Raw genomic sequence first — 21,918 nt, 5'->3', positions numbered from 1 at the left:
GATGTCAGCACGGGCCGTGCCAGGTCGATCCCCGGCGCCTGTGTCAGCCGCGCGCCTGTTGCTGTGCGCCCAGCAGCAGCCGGCGCAGCTCTTCCGGCTGCACCGGCTTGCGCAGCGCATGCCAGCCGCGCTCGGCGGCCAGCCGCTGCGTGGCCTCGTTGATGTCGGCCGAGATCAGCGCGATCGCCAGCGAAGGCTTCTGCCGCTGCAGCCGCTCGGCCAGCGCGATGCCGTCGAGCGCGCCCGGCAGGCGGATGTCGCACAGCGCCGCGTCGAGCGCATGCAGGTCGGCCAGCGCCAGCGCCTCGGCCGCGCTGCCGTAGACGCGCGGTTCCACCTCCCATTGCCGCAGCAGGGCCGTGAGGCTGTCGGCCACCACCGCGTTGTCTTCCACCACCAGCACCGCGAGGCTGGGGCGCAGCGTGCGCGCAGTGTTGGTGCCGTCGTCCTGCCCTGCGGCCGGCGTGGCGGGCGGCGGAGACACCGTCGCCCCCATCGCTCCCTCGGGCGCGGCAGGCAGCTCGAAGGCGAACACGGAGCCCCGCCCCGGCGCCGAGCGCAGAGTCACCTCGATGCCCAACTGCGCCGCCAGCCGCCGCACGATCGCCAGGCCCAGCCCGTGGCCGCGCTGCAGGTTGCGCTCCACGTTGCCGATCTGCTCGAAGTCGTCGAACACGCGCTGCTGCGCTTCGGGCGCGATGCCGATGCCGCTGTCGCGCACTTCCACCCGCCAGGCCTGTCCGGTGCCGCGACGGCGGGCCCGCACCGCCAGCAGCACGCGCCCGCGCGGCGTGAACTTGACCGCGTTGTCGACCAGGTTGGCGAGCACGCGGCGCAGCGAGACCGTATCGCTCCAGGCAATGGCATCCGGCGGGCAGCGCACCAGCACCCGGCCGTTGCCCGCCTGCCGCGCCAGTTCGTGCAGCAGGGGCGCCAGCGCCACGCTGGTGGGGCGCAGCGGATCGACGGCGGCCTCGATGCGGCCGATTTCCAGCAGCTGGTTGGTCAGCCCCTCCAGCGCCTGCTGGGCGCGGGCCAGCGAGCCCACCGTGTGCTGCACCGCCTCCATGCTCGCGCCGTCGTTCAGCTGCTGGCGCAGCACCTCGGCCTGCAGGCCGATGGCCATCACCGGCTGGCGCAGGTCGTGGTTGGCGGCCGAGAAGAAGCGCAGCCGCTCTGCCTGCGCCTGCTCGGAGGCGCGAAGGCCGACCAGGGCCTGTTCGCGCAGGCGGTGTTCGTTCAGGCGCAGGCCGATGTTTTCCTCGAGCTGGCGCGACCGCTCGGCCACCAGCTTCCACATCATCGCGGTCAGGCCGATGCCGATGACCGCCACCGCCGCCATCACCGGCGCGCCCAGCCAGAGGCCGGTGACGATGATCGGCGCCAGCAGCAGCGTGATGGCCAGCTGCGTGGCCGGCGTGTAGAACGACACCGAGAAGGCCGACGACAGCGTCATGCCCATGATGATCAGGCCCAGCAGCAGCTGCAGGTCGGCCCTGGCCGGGTCGAACAGCAGCACGCCGGCCAGGCCGTGCGCTAGCTCCCAGACGGCGGTGCGCAGCGTGTGCGTGCGCTGGGCCTCGCGCAGGCTGGCGGGCGTGAAGGGCTCGGGCAGGCGCTGCGGGAAGAAGCCGCGCATCACCGTCACCCCGGTGATGAGCGCGATCCACGCCAGCGCTCGCGCCAGCGACACCTGCCAGGCGAAGAGCGCCGCCACGCCGCAGTTCAGCAGGTACTGGGCCAGCAGCACCGGCCCGATGGGGCGGATCGAAAGCCGCAGCACCTCGCACTGGATCGCGAAGCGGTCGCCGTTGCCGGCGGCGGCCGGTGCGGGCGGAGATGCGGGCGTGGGGGTCATCGGCAAAATTGACTATATAGAGGAAGGTTCGCGTCGCGGCGACAATGGAGTCCCCTAGTCGGGCTTCGGGCTTACCGGTAGCCAGTTTTCCGTGAACGATCTCTCCTTTTTCCTGCCTTGCGCCGCCGGCGTCGAGGAATTCCTTGCCCAGGAGGTGCACGCCCTGACCGGCCGCGCCGGGCAAGACCTGCTCTCCCTGCGCGGCGGCGTGCGCGTGCGCGCCGGCTGGCGCGACGGCCTGAAGCTCAACCTGCACAGCCGCTTGGCACAGCGCGTGCTGGTCGAGCTGGCCCACGCCCCCTACCGCAACGAGAACGACCTCTACGCCATCGCCAGCGGCGTGGCCTGGGAGATCTGGTTCACACCGAAGCAGACCTTCAAGATCGAGACCACCGCCCAGCACAGCCCGCTGCAGAGCCTGAACTTCGCCACCCTGCGCATCAAGGACGCCATTGCCGACCGCTTCCGCGCCAAGGCCAACGGCGTGCGCCCGAGCATCGAGACCCAGTGGCCCGACTGCCGCGTGTTCGCTCACCTGACCACAGACACCTGCACGCTGTACATCGACACCAGCGGCGAGCCGCTCTTCAAGCGCGGCTGGCGCCAGGACAAGGGCGACGCCCCGCTGAAGGAAACCCTGGCCGCCGCCATGCTGGCCGCCAGCGGCTGGTGGAACCCCGAGACCGGCGAGGTGTCGGGCCAGCCGCTGTACGACCCCTGCTGCGGCAGCGGCACCATCGCCATCGAGGCGGCGCAGATCGCGAGCGGCATCGCAGCCGGATCGCTGCGGCGCTTCGGCTTCGAGAAGCTGCTGCCGTTCCAGGCGCACGTGTGGTCGGCGATCAGGCAGGAGGCCAAGGACGCCGAGGCGGCCGTGGCCGGTGACGGCGCCCCGGCGGTTTTCGGCTCCGACGTGTCGCACCGCATGGTCGATTTCGCCCAGCGCAATGCCGAGCGCGCCGGCGTGGCGCGGGCCGTCGAGTTCCGCGGCGGCGACGCGCTGCAGCGCATGCCGCCCGTGGAAGGCGGCGGGGTGATCATGCTCAACCCTCCGTACGGCGAGCGCATCGCCGTGGGCGGCGTGGCTGGCGCAGGGGGAGGAGGTCGCCCTGGTGCGCGCGAGGCGGCGCAGTCTTCCGAAGGGGACGGCAGCGATTTCTTCCCCCAGCTCGCCGCCCACTGGAAGAAGAACTACGCCGGCTGGACCGCCTGGGTGCTCACGCCCGACCTGAAGCTGCCCAGGCAGATGCGCCTGAAGGAGTCGCGCCGCGTGCCGATGTGGAACGGCCCCATCGAATGCCGCCTGTTCCGCTTCGACATGGTCGCGGGCTCAGCGCGGCGGTGATTCGCCGCCGGCGTCCTCGGACCGGGGCGCCTGCTTCGGCCGCACGGCGCACGCCGCGTTGACCATGCGCGCGGCCATCTCGGTCGGCGCGCCAGGCAGTGTCACCGGGCGAACGTCGCCTTCCTCGAAATGCTTCACCTGGACCGGTTCGCCCACGAAATTGGGCAACGAGAAGTAGCTCGCGCTCACATAGCGGGCGCTGCGGGCGTCGCAATCGACCGTGGCGACGCCCTGGAACGAGCGGAACCTGACACCGTCACGGTTGAGGCGGCCTTCCCTCAGGTTCATGCGCAGCGCCACGTTGCGGCGCGAGCCGTCCACCTCGATGCTGCTCGGATCGACCTGCACATAGCTGCTGGCGGCGTCCCCGGGCGTGCCCGTGAGGGTCAGCCACTCGGCCCTGACACCCGTCGAGGCGAGCAGGGCGAGGCAGAGCAGCGGTATTCGTTTCATGAAGGAAGGCGTGGTCGAAGGAAGGCGTATGCGGACGGGTATTTTCGCGTACCGGCGGCATGGAACTGGCGCCGGCCTCGTATGGTGCAACATCGGCCGGATTTCCTGAACATTCCATGACGTTGACAGAACCCGGCCCCGTCGTCATCGACACCAACATCGCCCTCGACCTGCTGGTCTTCGAAGACCCCGCCTGGGCCCCGCTGGCCGCCCGGCTGGCCGCCGGCGAGCTGCGCTGGCTCGCCACCGCCGCCATGCGCGTCGAACTGGAGCGGGTGCTGGGCTACCCGCTGATCGCCCGGCGCATGGCCCAGCGCGAACTGCAGCCGCCCGCGGTGCTCGCCGACTTCGACACACGCGTGCGCATGCTCGACGGCACGCCGCCGCGCGCGCCCTGCGTGTGCAGCGACCCCGACGACCAGATCTTCATCGACCTCGCCGTGGCGCACAGGGCGCTGCTGCTGAGCAAGGACCGGGCGGTGCTGTCGATGAAGAAGAGGCTGGCGCTGCGCGGGGTGGTGGTGCAGGCGGCGTACGCGGGCTAGCGGCGATGTTGGTTCCTGGCGTCAGGAATCAATTGACAACCTTTTCATCACCGAATTTGCTGGAAGCGGCTCTACATTTTCAGCAGGGCGAGGGGTTGCGGTGACGGCATCGCGGGGTTCCGCTTGCCTCGAGCAACTGGAAATCATGCAGCCATCCTTCGCGGCCCTCTGGGCAAACCACCCGACGATCAAGGGCGACGATGCCTTGCTGGACAAGAACATCTACAAGGATCAATGTGCCATCAACGTTGGAGCGGCATTCATCCGCTCCAGCCTGAGCCTCGGCAGCTTTCCGGGCGTCTACTCGTGGCAGAAGGACAGCCCGAAGTACCCGATCAGGGCCCAGGAGCTGGCGAACTGGCTGGACTCGGGCAAGGCCGGTCTGATGTCTCGCACCGAGAAGTACTCGGGCAAGGATGGGTTCGAGAAAGTCGCGGGGCGCACGGGTATCGTGTTCGTCCAGAACTATTGGGGCGAGGGGCGGCAGGGTGACCACATTGATCTCTGGAATGGTTCGCGGATGACGAAGCGGTCTTCGTGGTTTCTGATTCAGTGGCACATCTCATGGGAAGGAGTGTTGACCGACATGCGCCAAGCACAAGCCATATGGTTCTGGCCTGTCTTATGAAACTACTTGCTCGAGTGCTCTGCATCGTGGCCGGCGCGCTGGCGCTCAGCTTTCTCGTTGCGGTATGCGTGCTCATCCCTGCGGGTCAATGGTACGAAGTGAATCGGGCTCGGAGTTTCGACGACCTGTCTGATCTCTATGCACTCTCGCTTGCTGTCCAGGCGATTGCCGCCGCCATCGGCGGCTGGCTCGGCGATCGGCTGTTTCGCAAGTGGCGTAAGAGACAGTCCGACCGCGTATAGAGCCTCTGCCAAGCGTCGCCACTGCAACGCATATGAATCCGGGATATCACTCGAAAGCTCTGCTTCGCCTCATTGGCATCGTGCTGGGCGGACTCGGACTCGGCTTTGTTGTGACCAAGGGACTCCTCGTATCCATTGGCCACTGGTACGAAATGAACAAGGCTCAAAGCGAGAGCGATCTGACGCAAGCCTTCGCAATTGCCCTTGCAATACAAGTCCTTTGTTTCATCGCTGGGGGCTGGCTTGGCGATTGGTTGGTTCGCAAATGGCTGAAGAAATGAGCCGATCGGCAATAGCCGTCTTGACGCTTCGGTTGCTTTTGGGCCTTGCAAGGAGGCTGCCGCGCCGCTGCCAGTTTCCGCATGTCGAAGGGCGCCCGGCGACACCCCGCCCCGTGTGCAGCTCCTTCCGAATCGCGTCATGAGCCTTGCAATCCGAGTGCTTTCCATCCTTGCCGGAGCGGGCATGCTCGGCCTCTTTTTCTACAAGCTCATCGGCCAGGCGGGCCAGTGGTACGAACTCAACTTCGCGAAGAATGACGACGACTTGAGTCGCGCGTACATGGTTGCGCTTGCCATCCAGCTTGTCGCATTGCCTGCTGGAGGCTGGCTCGGCGACCGGCTGTTCCGCAAGTGGCGGCAGAAGCGCCTCGACCGCCGCTAGTGCTGCACCCCATTGCCAGGCTGCAGATGCCACCGCCCCAGCAGCCGCGCCACCGCCCGCACGCGCTGCGTGTCGCGCCCCCAGCGCCGGCTGGCCGGCAGTTTCTGCGCCCACTTCATGCGCCTTGCCGCATTGGCGATGCGCTCGCGCACCTCTTCGCCCACGCCGGCCAGGGCCGCGTGCCAGTGCTGGCCTGCGGCCTGCGGCGCGGCGGCCTCGAGCATCATGGCGGTGGAGTGCAGGTAGCTGAGCCAGTCGCGGGCCTGGCATTCGGCCAGGGTCATGACCTCGGCGGGGTCGTCCTCGAAGTCGATGTAGCCGATCACGCCGTCGGGGCACTGCACGAGGTTGCGGTCGAAGGCCTGGCTCAGGTGCTGGCCGCGCACGTGCACGGCGGCGATGGCGGCGAGGCCTTCGCGCCATACCGACAGCAGCGCGGCGGGGCCGGCGGCCGCGGCCTGGTCGAGCCGCTCCTGCAGCACGACGGTCGCGCGGCCGCTTTCGCCGAGGTCGGAAATCAGCAGGCCGTCGGGCTGCTGCGCCAGCACCACCGGCACGCGCAGGCCGGCGGCGGCGAGCTGCTTGAGCCGGCGCGCCTCGGTGGCGATGGCGGCCTCGCCGCCGGGGTTGGGCACGGGCTTGATGATGTCCAGCCGCGCCATGCGCGCGACTGCCGCCATCACGCGGTAGCCCCACTTGCCGTGGCGCGGGCCGGCCTTCTTGAGCCACACGCGCTCGCTGCCGAAGCGGTGGCTGGCCACGTTCTTCTGCTGCTGCGGCAGGGTCGCGCGCAGGAACTCGGCGTAGTCGCCGGGCGCGGGCGGGCTGGGAGAAATCGCGTCAAGGGGCGCGGGCGCCGAAGCTGCGCCCTTGCGCGTTTGCGGGCGCCGGCTGGCGCCTCTACTCAGTGGGTTCATGCGGCCATTGCGAAACCCGCCACCAGCCCCTGCGGGCCCTGCGTGACGGGCTGGAAACTCTCTGCACTGGCCAGCGGCCAGTAGGTACGGAAGACATTGTGCTGCTCGTCGAGCGGGCCGAGCAGGGCGCCCGGCTGCACCTGCATCACCAGGTTGCTCAACAGGCGCACCTCGGTGTCGGAAATGCGGCGCACGATGTGGTGCGCGGTGATCTGCTGCGGATGGTCCAGGCCCGCGGCCTGCACCAGCTCCTGCAGCGCGTGCAGCGTGCTGCGATGGAAGTTCTGCACCCGCTCGGCCTTGGTCGGCACCACCAGCGCCTTCTGGCGCAGCGGGTCCTGCGTGGTCACGCCCGTGGGGCAGTGGCCGGTGTGGCAGCTCTGCGCCTGGATGCAGCCCAGGGCCATCATGAAGCCGCGCGCCGCGTTGCACCAGTCGGCGCCCAGCGCCATCATGCGCGCCACGTCGAAGGCGGTGATCACCTTGGCGGCGCAGCCGATCTTGATGCGGTGGCGCAGGTTCACGCCCACCAGCGTGTTGTGCACCAGCAGCAGCCCTTCCTGCAGCGGCGCGCCCACGTGGTCGCTGAACTCGACCGGCGCCGCGCCGGTGCCGCCCTCGGCGCCGTCGACCACGATGAAGTCGGGCGTGATACCGGTGGCCTGCATCGCCTTGACGATGCCGAACCATTCCCACGGATGGCCCAGGCAGAACTTGAAGCCGGTGGGCTTGCCGCCCGAGAGTTCGCGCAGCCGGGCGACGAAATGCATCATTTCCGTAGGCGTGGAAAAGGCGCTGTGCGAGGCGGGCGAGATGCAGTCCACGCCCACCGGCACGCCGCGCGCTGCCGCGATCTCGGGCGTGACCTTGGGGGCCGGCAGTACGCCGCCGTGGCCGGGCTTGGCGCCCTGGCTCAGCTTGATCTCGATCATCTTCACCTGCGGGTCGCGCGCGTTGGCGGTGAAGCGTTCCTCGCTGAAGCTGCCGTCGTCGTTGCGGCAGCCGAAGTAGCCCGAGCCGATCTCCCAGATCAGGTCGCCGCCGTGCACGCGGTGGTGCTGCGAAATCGAGCCTTCCCCGGTGTCGTGCGCGAAGCCACCCATCTTCGCGCCCTTGTTGAGCGCGAGGATGGCGTTGGCCGACAGGGCCCCGAAGCTCATCGCAGAGATGTTGAACACGCTGGCGCTGTACGGCTGCGTGCAGACCTGCGCCGGGTTCGCGCCGGCCGGCTGCGGCGTGCCGCCGATCACGATGCGGAAATCGTGGCCGGCCAGTTTGGTCGGCCGCATCGAGTGGTTGATCCACTCGTAGCCCGCGATGGTCACGTTGATCTGCGTGCCGAAGGGGCGGTTGTCGGGGTCGCCCTTGGCGCGCTGGTACACCAGCGAGCGCTGGGCGCGCGAGAAGGGCGCGGCCTCGGAGTCGCTCTCGATGAAGTACTGCCGCATTTCGGGGCGGATGAACTCCAGCAGGAAGCGCAGGTGGCCGATCACCGGGTAGTTGCGCAGGATGGCGTGCCGGGCCTGCCGAAGGTCGTGTACGCCGGTACCTGTGAGTACCGCGAAAACCGCCACCCCGATCCAGGCCAGCCACAGGTGCGGCGAAACCAGCACGAAGGCCAGGCAGGCCGCCAGACCGACCACGCACAGGGCGAAGGCGCTGTAGCGCGTCGGAAACGGAATAATCGTGGGCATAGAAATAGTCTCGACCGTGGCCTGCTGCATCATAGAGGGCTGCCTCGAACTTGCCATGACGACCATTCCCGACCCCATTTCGCCTCCCGACAGCACCCCCGCAGCCCGCACTCCCCTCGGTCCCGACGATTTCGACGCCCTCGACCAGGCCCTCGACGCCATGCGCGAGCATGACGAGGAAATCCCCCAGTGGGAGTTCTGCGAGGGCTTCATGGCCGCCCTGATCTGCACCCGCCGGCCCATCATGCCGTCCGAATACTGGCCCGTCCTGCTGGGCGACAACTTCTCGTCCGCCCAGCACATGGAGTTCGTCTGGAACTGGAAGCGCCGCTGGATCGAGATCGAGGAGGGCCTCGACGCCCCCGTCGAAACCCTCGACGACGAACGCAGCTGGCAGCCCGAGGTGCTCGACACCCGCGGCGCCATCGCCTCTCTGCCCGAGGAAGAGCGCGCCGAAGTGGCCGGCGAGGCCATTCCCTCCTTCGCCCAGGTCTGGGCGCTGGGCTTCATGTACGCCGTGGAGAACTGGCCCGAGGACTGGGCCGAGCCGCGCGACAAGGACGCCGCGCGCATGCTGAACGACGCGCTGGACAACATCGTCGCCCTCACCGAGGACGACACCGGCAAGCCCACGCTGTCGATGTACAGCGACGAGGCACCGCCCAGCGTGAGCCAGCAGCGGCTCGACGACTTCGGCGCCGCCATCTGGGCGGTGTACGACCTGCGCCAGCTCTGGAAGAGCCTCGGGCCGAAGGCCGAGACCATCCGCAAGGAAGCAACCCCTGGCCGCAACGATCCATGCCCCTGCGGCAGCGGCAAAAAGTACAAGAAGTGCCACGGTGCCACCTGACAGCGGCACCGCCGGCGATGCTGCGCCCCTGACGCCGCGCGCGGCCTGGGCGATGGTCCTGGCGCTGTGCGCCGGGGTCGCGCTGAGCCAGGCGTTCCGCACGGTGGGCGCCATCATGGCGAGTCCGCTGCAGGCCGATTTCCATCTTTCGGCACAGGCCCTCGGGATCTTCTCGGGGGCTTTTCATTTTGCGTTCGGCGCGATGCAGCTCTTCATGGGCATCGGCATCGACCTGCACGGCGTGCGACGCACGGTGCTGGTTGCCTTTCCTGTCGCGATCGCGGGGGCGCTGCTGTCGGCGGTGTCGTCCAGCTACCTGGTGCTGGTGGTGGGGCAGGCGCTGATCGGCGTGGGCTGCGCGCCGGCTTTCCTGGTGTGCACGGTGTTCATCGCGCGGCACTTTCCGCCGGCGCGCTTCGCGACCGTGTCGGGCATGGTGCTGGCCATCGGCGGCGTGGGCATGCTGGTCACCGGCACGCCTCTGGCTTGGCTGGTGCAGGCGTATTCATGGCGCGCGGGTTTCCTGGTGCTGGCCCTCGCCGCGGCGCTGGCGTGGCTGGCGATCTGGTTCTGGGTGCATGAGCCCGCCACGGCCTCGGCGGGCAAGCGCGAGTCGGTCCCCGAGGCCATCCGCCAGTTCGGCGCGCTCTTCGCCATGCCGCACACGCTGGGCATCATGGTGCTGGGCGCCGTCACCTACGCCGCCTTCATCTCGCTGCGCGGCCTCTGGCTGGGCCCGCTGATGATGGAGCGCCACGGCTACTCGCTGGTGCAGAGCGGCAACGTGGCGCTGGCGGTGTCGGTGATCTCGCTCGTCGGCGCGCCGCTGTTCGGCCGGCTTGACCGCAGCGACGCCGTCTCGCGCCGCCGCTGGATCCTGGTCTGCGGCCTGGGCTACGCGGGCCTCTTCGCGCTCATCGCGGTGCTGCACTCGGCCTGGCTCGACATCGCCGGCATGGTGCTGATCGGCGTGCTCTCGGGCTTCATCGTCTGGCAGTACGCCGACGTGCGCGGCGCCTATCCCGCCACGCTCACCGGCCGCGCGATGGCCGTGTTCACGATGGCGATGTTCCTCGGCGTGGCATTGATGCAGTGGGGCACGGGCGTGGCCGCATCGATTGCGGCGGCGCATGGCGCCGATCCGCTCACGGCCGTGCTGGCGACCATCGCCGCGCTGCTGGTCGCGGGCATCGCGGCCTTCGCGTGGCTGCCCGCGCCGAAGAATTCTTCGGCCTGATCAGGGAACACCGCGGAACCGGCTCTGCCGGGCCGCAGGCGTTGCCCCCGGTAGGGGGTGGCGCAGCGACACGAAGTGCGCGCAGCCTGGGGGCGAGCCCTGTTCAAATCTTGAAGGCGCGCTGGATGTCGGGGCGCACCAGGTCGACATAGTCGCGGTGCTTGCGGATGTAGCCCGCGATGAACTGGCACACCGGAATCACATGCAGCCCCTTGGCGCGCGCCTCTCCGAGCACGTGCTTCGCGATGCCCGAGCCCACGCCCTTGCCCTCGAACTCGGGCAGCACTTCGGTGTGGGTGAACATGATCGCGTCGGTCAGCAGGTTGTATTCGGCGTAGCCGGCCAGCTTGCCGTCGAGCGTGGCCTCGTAGCGGTGCTGGGCTTCGTTGTTGGAGAAGGCGAGGGCGGTGTCGTTGGTGTTGCTCATGGCTGTCGTGCGAGAAAGGTTGCGAGGTTGGCTGCGGCGGTGGCGCGCACCTTCTTGCGCAGCATGGGCGACCAGCCGAGCAGCAGGCCCGGCGTGCCGAGCGCCTGGCGCGACCAGGTCCAGAAGGGGAAGCTGTCGCGGTGCGTGGCGATCAGCCCGTCGGGCGTGAAGGTGAAGCGCGCGTCGATGCTGTTGTCCACGATGCGGCCGGTGGCGGTGAAGCGGTAGTGCGCGTCCCAGTGGGCGCTGCCGGTGCTGTCGTCGGCCTTCACGTCGCGCCAGGTCAGCTTCCACACGTCGGCGCCCTTGGCCCTGGTACCGCCGGCCAGCATGCGCCACATGCCGCCCACCTCGCGGCGCCCGCGCAGCGAAAAGGCCTCGTCGTCGAACACCGCGTCGGGTGCGTAGCAGGCTTCCATGGCGGGGGCGTCCAGCTTGGCGAAGGCGCTGTAGAAGCGCTCGATGGTCTGGGCATTGGTGGCTGCGGTCATGAGGCCTCTTGGCGTTGGTTGTGGGCGTGGCGCGGCGTCTAGATGGACGCGGGGATGTTGCGCGCCAGGAAATCATAGACGGCGCGGATGCGGCGGTCGGTGCGGATCCCGCGGTGCACCGCGAGCCACACCGGCAGCGACCTGATCTTCAGCTGCGGCAGCACCCGCACCACGGCGCTGTCGGTGCGTGCCAGCGATTCGCTGACGAAGCCGATGCCCATGCCCTGGCGCAGCGCCTCCCAGTAGGCGCCCATGTCGTCGGTGCGGAAGCAGAAATGCTCGCGCTGCAGCGGCGTGCCCAGCTGGGCCGACATCCGGATGATGGTGTCGATGCTGTCGTAGCCCAGCACGTCGTGCCGGTACAGATCGGAGGTCTGCCGTGGCGTGCCCCGGCGGCGCAGGTAGTCGGAATGGGCGAAGGCGCCCAGCGCGAAGCTGCCGATGCGGCGCGCCACCAGCGTGGCCGTCGTGGGCTGCGACATGCGGATGGCGATGTCGGCCTCGCGCTGCAGCAGGTTGCTGTTTTCGCTGGTCGACACCAGGTCGACCTGGATCTCGGGCAGTTCCTGGCGCATGCGCACCAGCAGGCTCGGCAGCATCTGGCGCGCGGTGGCCTGGCTGGCCGAGATGCGCACCGAGCCCGCCGTCTGCGCGCTGGCGCCCGACGCGCTGCGCGACAGCGCCTGCGCGCCGCTTTCCATGGCCCGGGCCGAGTCCGCCAGTCGCTCGGCCATGGCTGTCGGCTGCAGGCCGCGGCCGGTGCGCTCGAACAGCATCACGCCCAGCTGCGACTCCAGTTCCGCGATATGGCGCCCCAGCGTCGGCTGGCTGGTACCCGTCGCGCGCGCAGCCTTCAGCAGACTGCCGTGGTCGAGCGCGGCCAGGAATGCGCGCACCAGCCGCCAGTCGAAGCCCAGGTCGTTGTCCGCTCTCATCGGGTATTCAGTTCTGCATAGCAGTTATGGAAGCTTAAGCCATTGTTAACTGGCGGCCCGCTTTCGATAATCCGCGCAATGGATGAGCGTAGAAACTTTGTCCGGCTGCTGGGAGGCGGCGTTGTCGTGGCGGCGGGTGCGGCCGCGCTGGCGACCTGGTGGCTGAACTCGGAAGTGCCGGCCGCCGCGCTGGAGATATGGAACGGCCCCGGCGACGAGCCCGACCTGCGCAAGCGCGCGGTCGCCTACGCCGTCACCGCCCCCACCGCCTACAACCGCCAGCCCTGGCTGGTCGACCTGCGCGAGCCCGACGCCATCGCGGTGTATTGCGACCGGGAGCGCGTGCAGCCCGAGACCGACCCTTTCGGCCGCCAGGTGCTCATCGGCCATGGCGCCTTCATCGAGCTGCTGGTGATGGCGCTCGCCCAGCACGGCCTGCAGGCCAGCGTGCAGCTGTGGCCGCAGGGCGAACTGAGCGGCGAGCCGCTGCGCTGGCCGCACATTCCGGTGGCGCGGCTGCGGCTGGCGGGCGGCGGCGTGCCCGATCCGCTCTTCGCGCAGGTGCTGCGGCGGCGCACGCCCAAGCAGCGCTTCGACCTCACGCGGCCGGTGTCGGCCGACATCCTGCAGGGCCTGGCCTCGATGGTGCCCACGGGCGGCATGGTCAGCTCGGCCGGCACGGTGGACATGGCGCGGGTGCTGCCGCTGCGCAAGCTCTGCGCCGAGGCCGCCCGGGTGGAGCTCACCACCCCCGGCACGGCGATGGAAAACCTGCGGCTGCTGCGCGTCGGGCCTCAGGAAATCCTCGCGCACCGCGACGGCTTCTCGCTGAACGACCCGGCACTGCGCATCGCCGTCGCGCTGGGCCAGTTCGACCGCCGCACGCCGGCTTCCGAGGAGAGCCTGTCGTTCCGCCAGACCCTGCAGCTCTTCGAGGACCAGGCCAACACCGCGATGGGCTTCATCTGGCTCAGCACGCGCGGCAACAGCCGAACCGAGCAGATCGCGGCAGGCCGCGCCTACGTGCGCCAGCAGCTGCGCGCCACCGACCTGGGCCTGGGCATGCACCCGATGAGCCAGCCGCTGGAGGAATTCGCCGAAATGGCGCCGCACCACGCCGCCGCGCACGACATGCTGCTGGGCACCGCGCCGCCGCGCGACAGGCGCAGCCCCACGGTGCAGATGATGTGCCGCCTCGGCTATCCGATGGCGCCGGTGCCGCCCGCGCCGCGCCGGCCGCTGGCCGACTTCATGACGGCCTGAATTCCAGGCTCAGCGCGCGAGCAGCAGCTCGACCAGCGTCTGCAGCGAGTGGTGCACCGTCGCCGCGCGCACCGTGGCCCGGTCACCATCGAAGCGGCGGCGCTCGGTGCGCACCGAGCCATCGACCGACCAGCCGAACCACACCGTGCCCACCGGCTTGTCGGGCGTGCCGCCCGTGGGGCCGGCCACGCCGGTTACGGCCAGCGCCACGCGCGAGGGCGGGGAGTGCGCGATTGCGCCCGTGGCCATGGCCCGCGCCACCGGCTCGCTGACCGCGCCGTTCGCGGCGATCACGCCGGCGTCCACGCCAAGCAACTCGGTCTTGGCCTCGTTGGAATAGGTGATGAAGCCGCGCTCGAACCACGCGCTCGAGCCCGCCAGGTCGGTGCAGGCCGCGCCGATCAGCCCGCCGGTGCAGCTCTCGGCGGTGGCCAGCATCCAGCCCTTTTTCTGCAGCAGCTCGGCCAGCACCACGACCAGTTCGGGCGTGTCGTGGTCCGCGAGGGCTTTCTTCAGTTGCATGGGAGAGGAGAAAGGGAAGAAGAGGAATCGATGATGCTCACCACGCGCGCCACAGCGCGATGACCAGCAGCGTGCAGAAGGCCGCCACCAGGTCGTCCAGGATGATGCCGAAGCCCGCGCGCCACCAGCTCACGCGCACGGCGTCGCGCTGCTTGAAGAGCGCATCGGCCCAGGCCACCGGGCCGGGCTTGGCGGCATCGAAGTAGCGGAAGAGCAGGAAGGCGACGGTCTGCGCGAGCAGGCCTGCGGGGGTCACCAGCCACAGCACGATCCAGAAGGCGATCACCTCGTCCCACACCACGGGACTGGGGTCGGCCACGTTCATGTCGCGCGCGGTCACAGTGCAGGCCCACCAGCCGATGGGCAGCGAGGCCGCGATGATCCAGCCGATGGTGGCCGTCGTGAACCACAACTGCATCACCGAGAACGCCACCCAGGCCCACAGCGTGCCCACCGTGCCGGGTGCCAGGCGCGAGAGGCCCGAACCGAAGCCCAGCGCGATGAAGTGCGCGGGGTGGGACAGCAGGAAGCGCAGCGTGGCGCGGCGCATCGGTGGTCGGGGCATGGCGCCGGAAGTCGTGGTGGACGAGGAGGAAGACGGGGACGAAGTATTGGGGGAAGCGGCTTGCATCGGGAAAGGAGTGTCGCGCATCCGGAGGTGGGGCGGTCCGGTGATGTTTTATTTATCAAAGCAATAGCTTGTTTAATTCATTGGCGGCGCCTAGTATCCGGGCTCGTTCCGCTTCTTCTGGCCTTCCGGCCTGCGCCATGGCTTCCGCGTCTTCTCCTTCTTCCTCCTCTTCTTCCGCCGCCCTGCATCCCCCGTCCTCCACCGCCGCCTGGAGCGAGCTCTTCAGCGGCCGCAACGGCTGGCGCGCGCTGGCGCTCACCGGCGGTGTCGCGCTGCATGCAGTCAACGTCCACATCGTGACCACCGTGCTGCCCTCGGTGGTGCGCGAGATCGGCGGGCTCGACTGGTACGCCTGGAGCACCACGCTCTTCGTGATCGGCTCGATCCTCGGCGCCACGCTGTCGGTGCGGCTGCTCGCGGTGCTGGGCCCGCGCGGCGCCTGCCTGGCCGCACTGGCGGTGTTCAGCGCCGGCTCGGTCGGCTGCGCGCTCGCGCCGGCCATGCCGTGGATGCTTGCCGGCCGCACGGTGCAGGGGCTGGGCGGCGGGCTGCTCGCGGCGCTGAGCTACGGGCTGATCCAGCTGGTGTTCGAGCAGCGGCTGTGGCCGCGCGCGGTGGCGCTGGTGTCGGGCATGTGGGGCGTGGCCACGCTGTGCGGGCCGGCCGTGGGCGGGCTCTTCGCGCAGGCCGGGCATTGGCGCTGGGCCTTCTGGTTCCTGCTGCCGGTGGCGGCGGGGCAGGCGCTGCTGGTGCTCGTGCAGCTGCGGCCTTCGATGGGCGTGAGGCACGAGCGGCCCGCCGCCGCGCCGCGCGTGCCGGCATTGCAGATCGGCCTGCTCGCGGCCTCGGTGCTGGCGATCGCGGCCAGCGGCCTCGTGCCCGACCTGCGCTGGCAGGCCGCCGGCGTGGCGGCGGGGCTGGCCATCGGCTTCGCTGCCATCCGCATCGACAGCCGCGCCGCCGTGCGCGTGCTGCCGCGCGGCGCCTACGCCGTGAGCGCGCCGCTGGGCGCCATCTACGCCAGCGTGGCGCTGCTGCTGATCGGCAGCACCACCGAAATCTTCGTGCCGTACTTCCTGCAGCTGCTGCACGGCCACTCGCCGCTGGCGGCGGGCTACCTCACGGCCGCGATGGCGGGCGGCTGGAGCGCGGGCTCGCTGCTGTCTTCGGGCCGCATCGGCGCGGGCGCCGACCGCATGCTGCGCGCCGGACCGGTGGCCTGCACCCTGGGGCTGCTGGCGCTCGCATGGCTGCTGCCTTCGCCGGGTGAGATGGACGCGGGATTCGAGACCGTGCTGATCGCCCTCGCGCTCGCGGCCGTGGGGCTCGGCGTGGGCATCGGCTGGCCGCACCTGATCACGCGCGTGATGTCGCTGGCGCCGAAGGGCGAGCAGGGGCTGGCCTCGGCCTCGATCACCACCGTGCAGCTCTACGGCATGGCCGTGGGCGCGGCGGTGGCGGGGCTGGTGGCGAACGCGGCGGGGCTCAGCGTGCCGGGCGGCGCTGAGGGGGCGAAATCGGCGGCCGTGTGGCTGTTCGCGGGATTCGCGTTCGCGCCGGCCGCCGCGGCATGGCTCGCGTACCGCGTCGTCGCGCGGCGCAGCTGGTGAAAGCAGTAGCTCAGGCCACCACGCCTTCCCAGGCCAGCGCCTTGCGGCGCGCGCGGATGCGTTTGCCCTCGCCGCGCAGCATGCCCACCAGGTCGTAGACCTCGGCCGGCAGGTGCGCGCCGCGCCAGGCCACGTGCTGGTCGGCGCGGCACAGCACGAGGCGGTGGGTGTAGGCCTTGGGCACCTCTTCCGTCTCGATGTCGAGCACGGTGAGCGGCATGTTGTAGGCGGCCGCGGCGCGTTCGAGCGGCCGCACATCCACGCTGCGGTCGAAGCGCAGCATGGTGTAGCCGGGGCCGAAGGCGTCGTAGAGCGAGCGGCCGTCGGCCAGCCAGAAGTGCGGCGCGCGGCAGCCGGGCACGGTGGAAGGCGTGAACTCGCCCATGGAGTAGGGCGGCGCCATGTGCTCGCCGTCCGCGATGATGATCGGCGAGCCGCTGTAGAAGTAGCCGAAGTTCAGGCCCCCGCAGCAGAACTGCTGCACGTTCAGCTCGTAGGCCTCGTGGCCGATCTCGGCGCGCAGCGCGTCGCCGGCGGGGCCGGGTTCCTCTATGTTGTGCGGCACGGCGCGGCGCGCGCGGATCATCTTCTGCGCGTGGTTCATCGCGAAGTTCGACACCTGCTCGGTGATCGGCAGGCGCTCGGCCTCGTAGGCGTCGAGCATGGCCTCGTCGCCCCAGCCCTGCACCACGGCGCCCAGCAGCCACGAGAGATTCAGCGCGTCGGCGATGCCCGCGTTCATGCCGTAGCCCGCGTAGGGCACCCACAGGTGCGCCGCGTCGCCCGCGAGGAATACGCGGCCCTCGCGGAAGCGGTTGGCCACGAGGCGGCGGCCGATCCAGTCTTCCTTGCTGATGATCTCGTACTCGAAGTCGGGGCCCACGCCGAGGATCTCGCGCAGCGAGCGGTCGCGATCCACCGAATCGAACTCGGGCTCCTCGGCGTTCAGGTGGTTGTGCACCAGCCAGGTCTCCCGCCCGTCGATGGCGAACATCGTGCCGCAGCGGCGCGGGTTCATCGCGTAGTACGACCACGCCGGCTTGCCCGGAATCAGCGCGCGCAATCCCGGCGCGCGGATGAAGGTCGACTGCACGCGCTGGATCACCGCCGTGCCCTCGAGCTTCGCGCCGATCTGCTTGCGCACGGCCGAGGAGCCGCCGTCGCAGCCCACCAGGTAGCGGCAGCGAATGCTGCGCGTGACGCCGCTGTCCATGTCGGTGGCGATCGCGGTCACGCCCGTGTCGTCCTGCGTGAAGCCCGCGAACTGCGTGCGGTTGAGCAGCTGCACGCCCGGCAGCGCGGCCGTGTGCTTCAACAGGATGGGCTCCAGGTAGATCTGGTTGATGCGGTGCGGCGGCTCGGGCGTGGGCCACCATGCGTCGGGGCCCTCGGTCTCGGTGTAGCGGTCGCGCCGGCACGGAATGGGAATGCGCGTGAGCTCCGTGCCGGTGACGCTGGTGCGGAAGACCACGTCGTTCGGGTAGTCGGCAGGCAGGCCCGCATCGCGCAGCTTCTGCGCCACGCCCAGGCGGCGGAACTGCTCCATGGTGCGCGAGGCCACGTGGTTGCACTTCACGTTCGGCGGCTCTGCGAAGCGGCGCGTCTCGCAGATCGCGACCGAGACGCCGCGCGAGGCGAGGTCCATGGCCAGCGTGAGGCCCACCGGGCCGGCGCCGATGATCAGTACGTCGGCTTGCAGTGCGCGGGTGTGGTCGAGGTCGGTCATGTTCTGGCGGCGGTGTCGTCAGTCGAGCCGGATGCGGGCGGTCTGGATCACCTTCGCCCACTTCTTCGTCTCGGATCGGATGTAGGCCTCGAAGGCCTCGGGCGAGGTCGGCGCTGGCTCGGCGCCGAGGTTGCGCATCGTGGCCTTGATCTGCTCGTCGCCCAGCGCCGCGTTGATCTCGGCGTTGAGCCGCGCGACGATGGGCGCCGGCGTGCCTGCGGGCGCGACCACGCCGAACCAGCCGGTGGAGTCGTAGCCGGGCAGGCCGGCCTCGGCAACCGTGGGCACCTCGGGCAGCATCGGCACGCGCTGCGCGCTGGTCACCGAGAAGGCGACCAGCTTGCCGGCCCTGATCTGCTGCAGCGAGGCGGGCAGGTCGACCAGCGCGAGCGGAATCTGCCCCGCGATGGCGTCGAGCGCCGCCGGGCCCGAGCCGCGGTAGGGCACCTCGACGAACTTCACCTCGGCCATCTGCGCGAAGAGCGCCGCCGACAGGTGCATGGCCGTGCCGTTGCCGCCGTGGCCGATCGAGAGCGTGCCGGGGCTGGCCTTGGCCAGCGCGATCAGCTCGCGCTGCGTGCGCGCGGCGATCGAAGGGTGCCCCACGATCACGAAGGGCGTGGCCGCGACCATGCCCACGGGCTTGAAGTCTTTCACCGGGTCGAAGGGCATCTGCGGATAGAGGCTCGCGTTGGCCGTCAGCGCGCCTGCCGCGCCAAGCCCCAGCGTGTAGCCGTCGGCGGGCGTCTTTGCCACCAGAGAGAGGCCGACGTTGCCGCCCGCGCCGGGCTTGTTGTCGATGACCACGGGCTGGCCCAGCTTCTCGTTGAGCCGGGGCACCAAGAGGCGCATCACCGCGTCGGCGCTGCCGCCGGGCGGGAAGGTCACGACGAGGCGGATGGGCTTGTTCGGGAAGTCGCCAGCGGGAGGCTGGGATGGCGGCGGCGAGGACGAAAGCGTTTGCGCGAAGCTCCTGCCGCCGGTCAGCGCCGCGCCCGCCGCGGTGAGCAGCAGCTGCCGGCGAAGCGCGCTCTTCCCGGGGGCAAGAGGTGCAGCGGCCATCAGGACTCCTTGAATGTGATGTGTCTTTTCGATGATTGAACGATGGGCGGATTCATTCGTAAATCAAGAAATTTCTAATGAAATATCATCTTTGCTGATGAATGCGAACTTCAGTCCTACGATCCGCCAGCTGCGCGCGTTCCTCGCCGTCTACCAGCTGAAACAGCTCAGCGCGGCGGCCCAGCGGCTGTTCGTCACGCAGTCGGCGGTGAGCATGCTGATCCGCCAGCTCGAGGAGGGGCTGGACACCCGCCTCTTCGACCGCACCACGCGTTCGCTCAAGGCCACGGCGGCGGCCGAGCAGATGGTGTCGACGGTCGAGCGCATCCTGCGCGACGTGGATTCGCTGTCGAACGACTTCCGCGAGCTGGCCGCGCTCGAACGCGGCCGCGTCACGCTCGCCATCACGCCCACGCTCGCGGCCCTGCTGCTGCCCGATGCCATGCGCGCCTTCAACGAACAGCACCCCGGCGTGCGCGTGCTGGTGAACGACTGCGCGCCCGACCAGTTCATCTCGCGCATCATCGGCGAGCACGTGGACTTCGGCATCGGCACCCCCGAGCGCCCCGGCGCGGAGGTCGAGGTGCAGCGCCTCATGCGCGACCACCTCGCCGTGGTCTGCCGCGAAGACCACCCGCTGGCCAAGCCCCGCGTGGTGCGCTGGAGCGACCTGCGCGGCCACCCCGTCATCACCGTGCGCCCCGGCTACGGCGTGCGCCCGCTCATCGACGGCACCGCCGCCGAGGCGGGCGTGGCGCTCGACGTGGTGAACGAGGTGTCGTTCCTCTCCACCGCCATCTGGATGACGGCAGCCGGCATGGGCGCGTCGATCATGCCCTCGGCCTTCGCGCGCGCGGAGGCCGACTCCTCGCTGGTCATCAAGGTACTGAGCTCGCCGCGCGTGGCGCGCGACATCTCCATCGTCACCAAGCGCGGCCACTCGCTCTCGGCTGCCGCGCGCGCATTCATCGACGCGCTGAAGCGCTCCCTATAATTTTTCCGGAACAACTACAGAGGGGGCCCGGCCCATGAGAACTTTCATTCAACGTCTCGGGGCCATGTCGCTCCTCGTCGCCTTCAGCCTCGCGCTGGTGGCCTGCGGCAACAAGGAGGCCGAGCAGCGCAAGGCCTTCATCTCCTTCCTGCAGACCCGAGTGCTCGACAAGCCCGGCCTGCGCGTGCCGGTGCCCACGGCCGAAGAGAAGGCCTCGTTCGGCGACTACGCGCAGCACTACGCGGTGATCACCGACTTCAACGAAGGCATGAACAAGTCGGTGAGCCAGCCCATGACACAGATCATGGCCAAGGGCGCGCTTCGCTCCATCGCCGACCTGCCCGCGCGCCGCGACGACCTCAAGGCCGCGAAGGACGGCCTCGGCGGCCTGCGCACCGCGCTCGACCAGCAGTCCGCCAGGGCGGACGCCGCGCACGCGCAGCTCAAGCAGCCCGACGACCTGAAGCAGGTCTACGACAAGGCCTACGCCAAGACCGTGACCACGCCCTCGGCCACCTTCAAGGAAGTGTTCCCCGCGCTCGACACCGTGTTCGACAGCGCGCTGGCCATCGGCGACTTCATGGAGAAGAACAAGTCGAAGATCCAGGTCAGCGGCAGCAGCGTCGCCGTGACCGACCCGACGGTGCAGGCCGAGCTCAACAAGATGCTGCAGCAGCTCAACGGGCAGTCGGCGGCCATCAACGCGGCTCAGCAGAAGATGCAGGCCGTGGTGCGCGGAGGATAGGCTCTCCCCCAGGCTGCGCGCACTTCGTGTCGCTTCGCCAACCCCCTTCCGGGGGCAACACCTGAGGCCCGGCAAAGCCGGTTCCTCGGTGTTTCCCGAAAGAGAGGGATTGCAGGAAAACTAGACGAAGTGGTCGAACGAGCCGAAGCGCTGTGACACCGGCGCGCCGGCCGCGTCGACGATGCGCAGGCCGGCGTCGGCCTCGATGCGGCCGATGCGCGTGACGCGCGTTGAACTGTCCATGCCTGCCTGCCCGACCGCGTTGCGCGCCGAGGCGGGCGCGGTGAAGACCAGCTCGTAGTCGTCGCCGCCCGAAAGCGCGCAGGTGCGGCGCAGCTCCTCGCCCAGGTTGCCGGTGTCGACCGAGATCAGCGCGGTGGCCGCGTCCACGTCGAGCGTGGCGCCCACGCCGCTCGACGCGAGGATGTGGCCCAGGTCGCCGATCAGCCCGTCGCTCACGTCCACCGCCGAAGTGGCGATGCCGCGCAGGGCCTGCCCGAGCGCCACGCGCGGCGTGGGCTGCTCCATGCGCCTGCGCGCCGTATCGAAGGCGTCCGCCGGCAGCGCGATCGTGCCCCGGAACACCTCGAGTGCCAGCCGAGCCTCGCCTGGCGTGCCGCTCACCCAGATGTCGTCGCCCGCGCGCGCGCCCGAGCGCAGCAGCGCCGCGCCGGCCGGCACTTCGCCGAACACCGTGATGCAGATGTTGAGCGGGCCGCGCGTGGTGTCGCCGCCTACCAGCTCGCAGCCGTGCGCGTCGGCCAGCGCGAGCAGGCCGCGCGAGAAACCTTCGAGCCACGGCTCGTCCACGCCGGGCAGCGCCAGCGCGAGCGTGAAGGCCAGTGGCTTCGCGCCGCAGGCGGCCAGGTCACTGAGGTTCACCGCCAGCGCCTTGTGGCCCAGCCGGGCCGGCTCGACGGTGGAAAGAAAGTGCCGTCCCTCGACCAGCATGTCCGAGGAAACGGCGAGCTGCATGCCCGCGGCCGGCGCGAGCAATGCGCAGTCGTCGCCCACGCCCAGCGGCGAGCGCTTGGCGGGGCGCTTGAAGTAGCGTGCGATCAGGTCGAATTCACCCATGGG

The 21,918-nt window shown here is 69.7% G+C and carries 24 protein-coding genes; 12 read left to right on the top strand and 12 right to left on the bottom strand.

Annotated elements, in window-relative coordinates:
* Positions 1-43: 43 nt before the first annotated feature.
* Positions 44-1,858, bottom strand: a complete 1,815-nt coding sequence (locus ACAM57_RS29050; protein WP_369659838.1) for an ATP-binding protein — start codon at positions 1,856-1,858, stop codon at positions 44-46.
* 91 nt (positions 1,859-1,949) lie between these two features.
* Between ACAM57_RS29050 and ACAM57_RS29045 the strand changes: the two genes are divergently transcribed.
* Complete coding sequence (locus ACAM57_RS29045) at positions 1,950-3,203, top strand: class I SAM-dependent RNA methyltransferase (protein ID WP_369659837.1); 1,254 nt, start codon at positions 1,950-1,952, stop codon at positions 3,201-3,203.
* Here the strand turns inward: ACAM57_RS29045 and ACAM57_RS29040 are convergent.
* Positions 3,189-3,656: a surface-adhesin E family protein gene (locus ACAM57_RS29040; RefSeq protein ID WP_184640007.1), complete on the bottom strand. Its 468-nt coding sequence runs from the start codon at positions 3,654-3,656 to the stop codon at positions 3,189-3,191. The two genes, ACAM57_RS29045 and ACAM57_RS29040, sit on opposite strands and share 15 nt — an antisense overlap.
* A gap of 116 nt (positions 3,657-3,772) precedes the next feature.
* Between ACAM57_RS29040 and ACAM57_RS29035 the strand changes: the two genes are divergently transcribed.
* From ACAM57_RS29035 to ACAM57_RS29015, 5 genes are all read left to right on the top strand, one after another.
* Complete coding sequence (locus ACAM57_RS29035; protein ID WP_184640005.1) at positions 3,773-4,201, top strand: putative toxin-antitoxin system toxin component, PIN family; 429 nt, start codon at positions 3,773-3,775, stop codon at positions 4,199-4,201.
* A 145-nt stretch (positions 4,202-4,346) separates the two neighbouring features.
* Positions 4,347-4,829 (top strand): T6SS effector amidase Tae4 family protein, encoded by a 483-nt coding sequence (locus tag ACAM57_RS29030; protein ID WP_369659836.1) that lies wholly within the window; start codon positions 4,347-4,349, stop codon positions 4,827-4,829.
* A gap of 26 nt (positions 4,830-4,855) precedes the next feature.
* Positions 4,856-5,071 carry a hypothetical protein gene (locus ACAM57_RS29025; RefSeq protein WP_311737034.1) on the top strand — a complete coding sequence of 72 codons (216 nt, stop codon included), beginning with the start codon at positions 4,856-4,858 and terminating at the stop codon, positions 5,069-5,071.
* A 32-nt stretch (positions 5,072-5,103) separates the two neighbouring features.
* On the top strand, positions 5,104-5,352 hold the full coding sequence (locus ACAM57_RS29020; RefSeq protein ID WP_369659835.1) for a hypothetical protein: 249 nt from the start codon (positions 5,104-5,106) through the stop codon (positions 5,350-5,352).
* 139 nt (positions 5,353-5,491) lie between these two features.
* Positions 5,492-5,734 (top strand): hypothetical protein, encoded by a 243-nt coding sequence (locus ACAM57_RS29015; RefSeq protein ID WP_184639998.1) that lies wholly within the window; start codon positions 5,492-5,494, stop codon positions 5,732-5,734.
* Here ACAM57_RS29015 and ACAM57_RS29010 read toward each other — a convergent pair.
* Together ACAM57_RS29010 and ACAM57_RS29005 are read right to left on the bottom strand one after the other, a co-directional pair.
* Positions 5,731-6,651, bottom strand: coding sequence for a hypothetical protein (locus tag ACAM57_RS29010; protein ID WP_369659834.1), 921 nt, complete (start codon positions 6,649-6,651; stop codon positions 5,731-5,733). The two genes, ACAM57_RS29015 and ACAM57_RS29010, sit on opposite strands and share 4 nt — an antisense overlap.
* Positions 6,648-8,345, bottom strand: a complete 1,698-nt coding sequence (locus ACAM57_RS29005) for an FMN-binding glutamate synthase family protein (protein ID WP_369659833.1) — start codon at positions 8,343-8,345, stop codon at positions 6,648-6,650. The genes ACAM57_RS29010 and ACAM57_RS29005 overlap by 4 nt, the downstream gene beginning before the upstream one ends.
* Positions 8,346-8,400: 55 nt before the next feature.
* Here ACAM57_RS29005 and ACAM57_RS29000 point away from each other — a divergent pair, with 55 nt between their 5' ends.
* Both ACAM57_RS29000 and ACAM57_RS28995 read left to right on the top strand, forming a co-directional pair.
* A complete protein-coding gene (locus tag ACAM57_RS29000; protein ID WP_369659832.1) occupies positions 8,401-9,195 on the top strand; it encodes a UPF0149 family protein in 795 nt (264 codons plus the stop codon).
* A gap of 52 nt (positions 9,196-9,247) precedes the next feature.
* Positions 9,248-10,432 carry a nitrate/nitrite transporter gene (locus tag ACAM57_RS28995; protein WP_369662490.1) on the top strand — a complete coding sequence of 395 codons (1,185 nt, stop codon included), beginning with the start codon at positions 9,248-9,250 and terminating at the stop codon, positions 10,430-10,432.
* A 103-nt stretch (positions 10,433-10,535) separates the two neighbouring features.
* Here ACAM57_RS28995 and ACAM57_RS28990 read toward each other — a convergent pair whose 3' ends face one another.
* From ACAM57_RS28990 to ACAM57_RS28980, 3 genes are read right to left on the bottom strand one after another with little or no spacing between them, the layout of a single operon-like run.
* Complete coding sequence (locus ACAM57_RS28990; protein ID WP_126022184.1) at positions 10,536-10,859, bottom strand: GNAT family N-acetyltransferase; 324 nt, start codon at positions 10,857-10,859, stop codon at positions 10,536-10,538.
* Positions 10,856-11,350 carry a nuclear transport factor 2 family protein gene (locus tag ACAM57_RS28985; protein WP_126022183.1) on the bottom strand — a complete coding sequence of 165 codons (495 nt, stop codon included), beginning with the start codon at positions 11,348-11,350 and terminating at the stop codon, positions 10,856-10,858. The genes ACAM57_RS28990 and ACAM57_RS28985 overlap by 4 nt, the downstream gene beginning before the upstream one ends.
* Before the next feature lie 38 nt (positions 11,351-11,388).
* Positions 11,389-12,285 (bottom strand): LysR family transcriptional regulator, encoded by an 897-nt coding sequence (locus ACAM57_RS28980; RefSeq protein WP_369659831.1) that lies wholly within the window; start codon positions 12,283-12,285, stop codon positions 11,389-11,391.
* 78 nt (positions 12,286-12,363) lie between these two features.
* Here ACAM57_RS28980 and ACAM57_RS28975 point away from each other — a divergent pair, with 78 nt between their 5' ends.
* On the top strand, positions 12,364-13,548 hold the full coding sequence (locus tag ACAM57_RS28975; protein WP_369659830.1) for a twin-arginine translocation pathway signal protein: 1,185 nt from the start codon (positions 12,364-12,366) through the stop codon (positions 13,546-13,548).
* Between the two features lie 9 nt (positions 13,549-13,557).
* Here ACAM57_RS28975 and ACAM57_RS28970 read toward each other — a convergent pair whose 3' ends face one another.
* Positions 13,558-14,070 carry a CinA family protein gene (locus ACAM57_RS28970; protein ID WP_369659829.1) on the bottom strand — a complete coding sequence of 171 codons (513 nt, stop codon included), beginning with the start codon at positions 14,068-14,070 and terminating at the stop codon, positions 13,558-13,560.
* A 37-nt stretch (positions 14,071-14,107) separates the two neighbouring features.
* Positions 14,108-14,635, bottom strand: a complete 528-nt coding sequence (locus tag ACAM57_RS28965) for a phosphatidylglycerophosphatase A (protein WP_184639985.1) — start codon at positions 14,633-14,635, stop codon at positions 14,108-14,110.
* A 203-nt stretch (positions 14,636-14,838) separates the two neighbouring features.
* Between ACAM57_RS28965 and ACAM57_RS28960 the strand changes: the two genes are divergently transcribed.
* Complete coding sequence (locus ACAM57_RS28960) at positions 14,839-16,311, top strand: MFS transporter (RefSeq protein WP_369659828.1); 1,473 nt, start codon at positions 14,839-14,841, stop codon at positions 16,309-16,311.
* A gap of 10 nt (positions 16,312-16,321) precedes the next feature.
* Here ACAM57_RS28960 and ACAM57_RS28955 read toward each other — a convergent pair whose 3' ends face one another.
* Together ACAM57_RS28955 and ACAM57_RS28950 are read right to left on the bottom strand one after the other, a co-directional pair.
* Positions 16,322-18,037: an FAD-dependent oxidoreductase gene (locus ACAM57_RS28955; RefSeq protein ID WP_369659827.1), complete on the bottom strand. Its 1,716-nt coding sequence runs from the start codon at positions 18,035-18,037 to the stop codon at positions 16,322-16,324.
* 18 nt (positions 18,038-18,055) lie between these two features.
* Positions 18,056-19,099, bottom strand: coding sequence for a tripartite tricarboxylate transporter substrate binding protein (locus ACAM57_RS28950; RefSeq protein ID WP_369659826.1), 1,044 nt, complete (start codon positions 19,097-19,099; stop codon positions 18,056-18,058).
* A gap of 97 nt (positions 19,100-19,196) precedes the next feature.
* Between ACAM57_RS28950 and ACAM57_RS28945 the strand changes: the two genes are divergently transcribed.
* Both ACAM57_RS28945 and ACAM57_RS28940 read left to right on the top strand, forming a co-directional pair.
* Positions 19,197-20,093, top strand: a complete 897-nt coding sequence (locus ACAM57_RS28945; protein WP_126022175.1) for a LysR family transcriptional regulator — start codon at positions 19,197-19,199, stop codon at positions 20,091-20,093.
* A gap of 34 nt (positions 20,094-20,127) precedes the next feature.
* Complete coding sequence (locus tag ACAM57_RS28940; protein ID WP_369659825.1) at positions 20,128-20,838, top strand: DUF3053 domain-containing protein; 711 nt, start codon at positions 20,128-20,130, stop codon at positions 20,836-20,838.
* Positions 20,839-20,958: 120 nt separating this feature from the next.
* Here the strand turns inward: ACAM57_RS28940 and thiL are convergent, their stop codons facing one another.
* On the bottom strand, positions 20,959-21,915 hold the full coding sequence (gene thiL / locus ACAM57_RS28935) for a thiamine-phosphate kinase (RefSeq protein ID WP_184639977.1): 957 nt from the start codon (positions 21,913-21,915) through the stop codon (positions 20,959-20,961).
* Positions 21,916-21,918 lie beyond the last annotated feature (3 nt).

The organism is Variovorax sp. V15, from assembly GCF_041154425.1.
In the GTDB taxonomy this organism is placed as follows: Bacteria; Pseudomonadota; Gammaproteobacteria; order Burkholderiales; family Burkholderiaceae_C; genus Variovorax; species Variovorax guangxiensis.
This window is presented reverse-complemented; position numbering and strand designations above follow the sequence as displayed.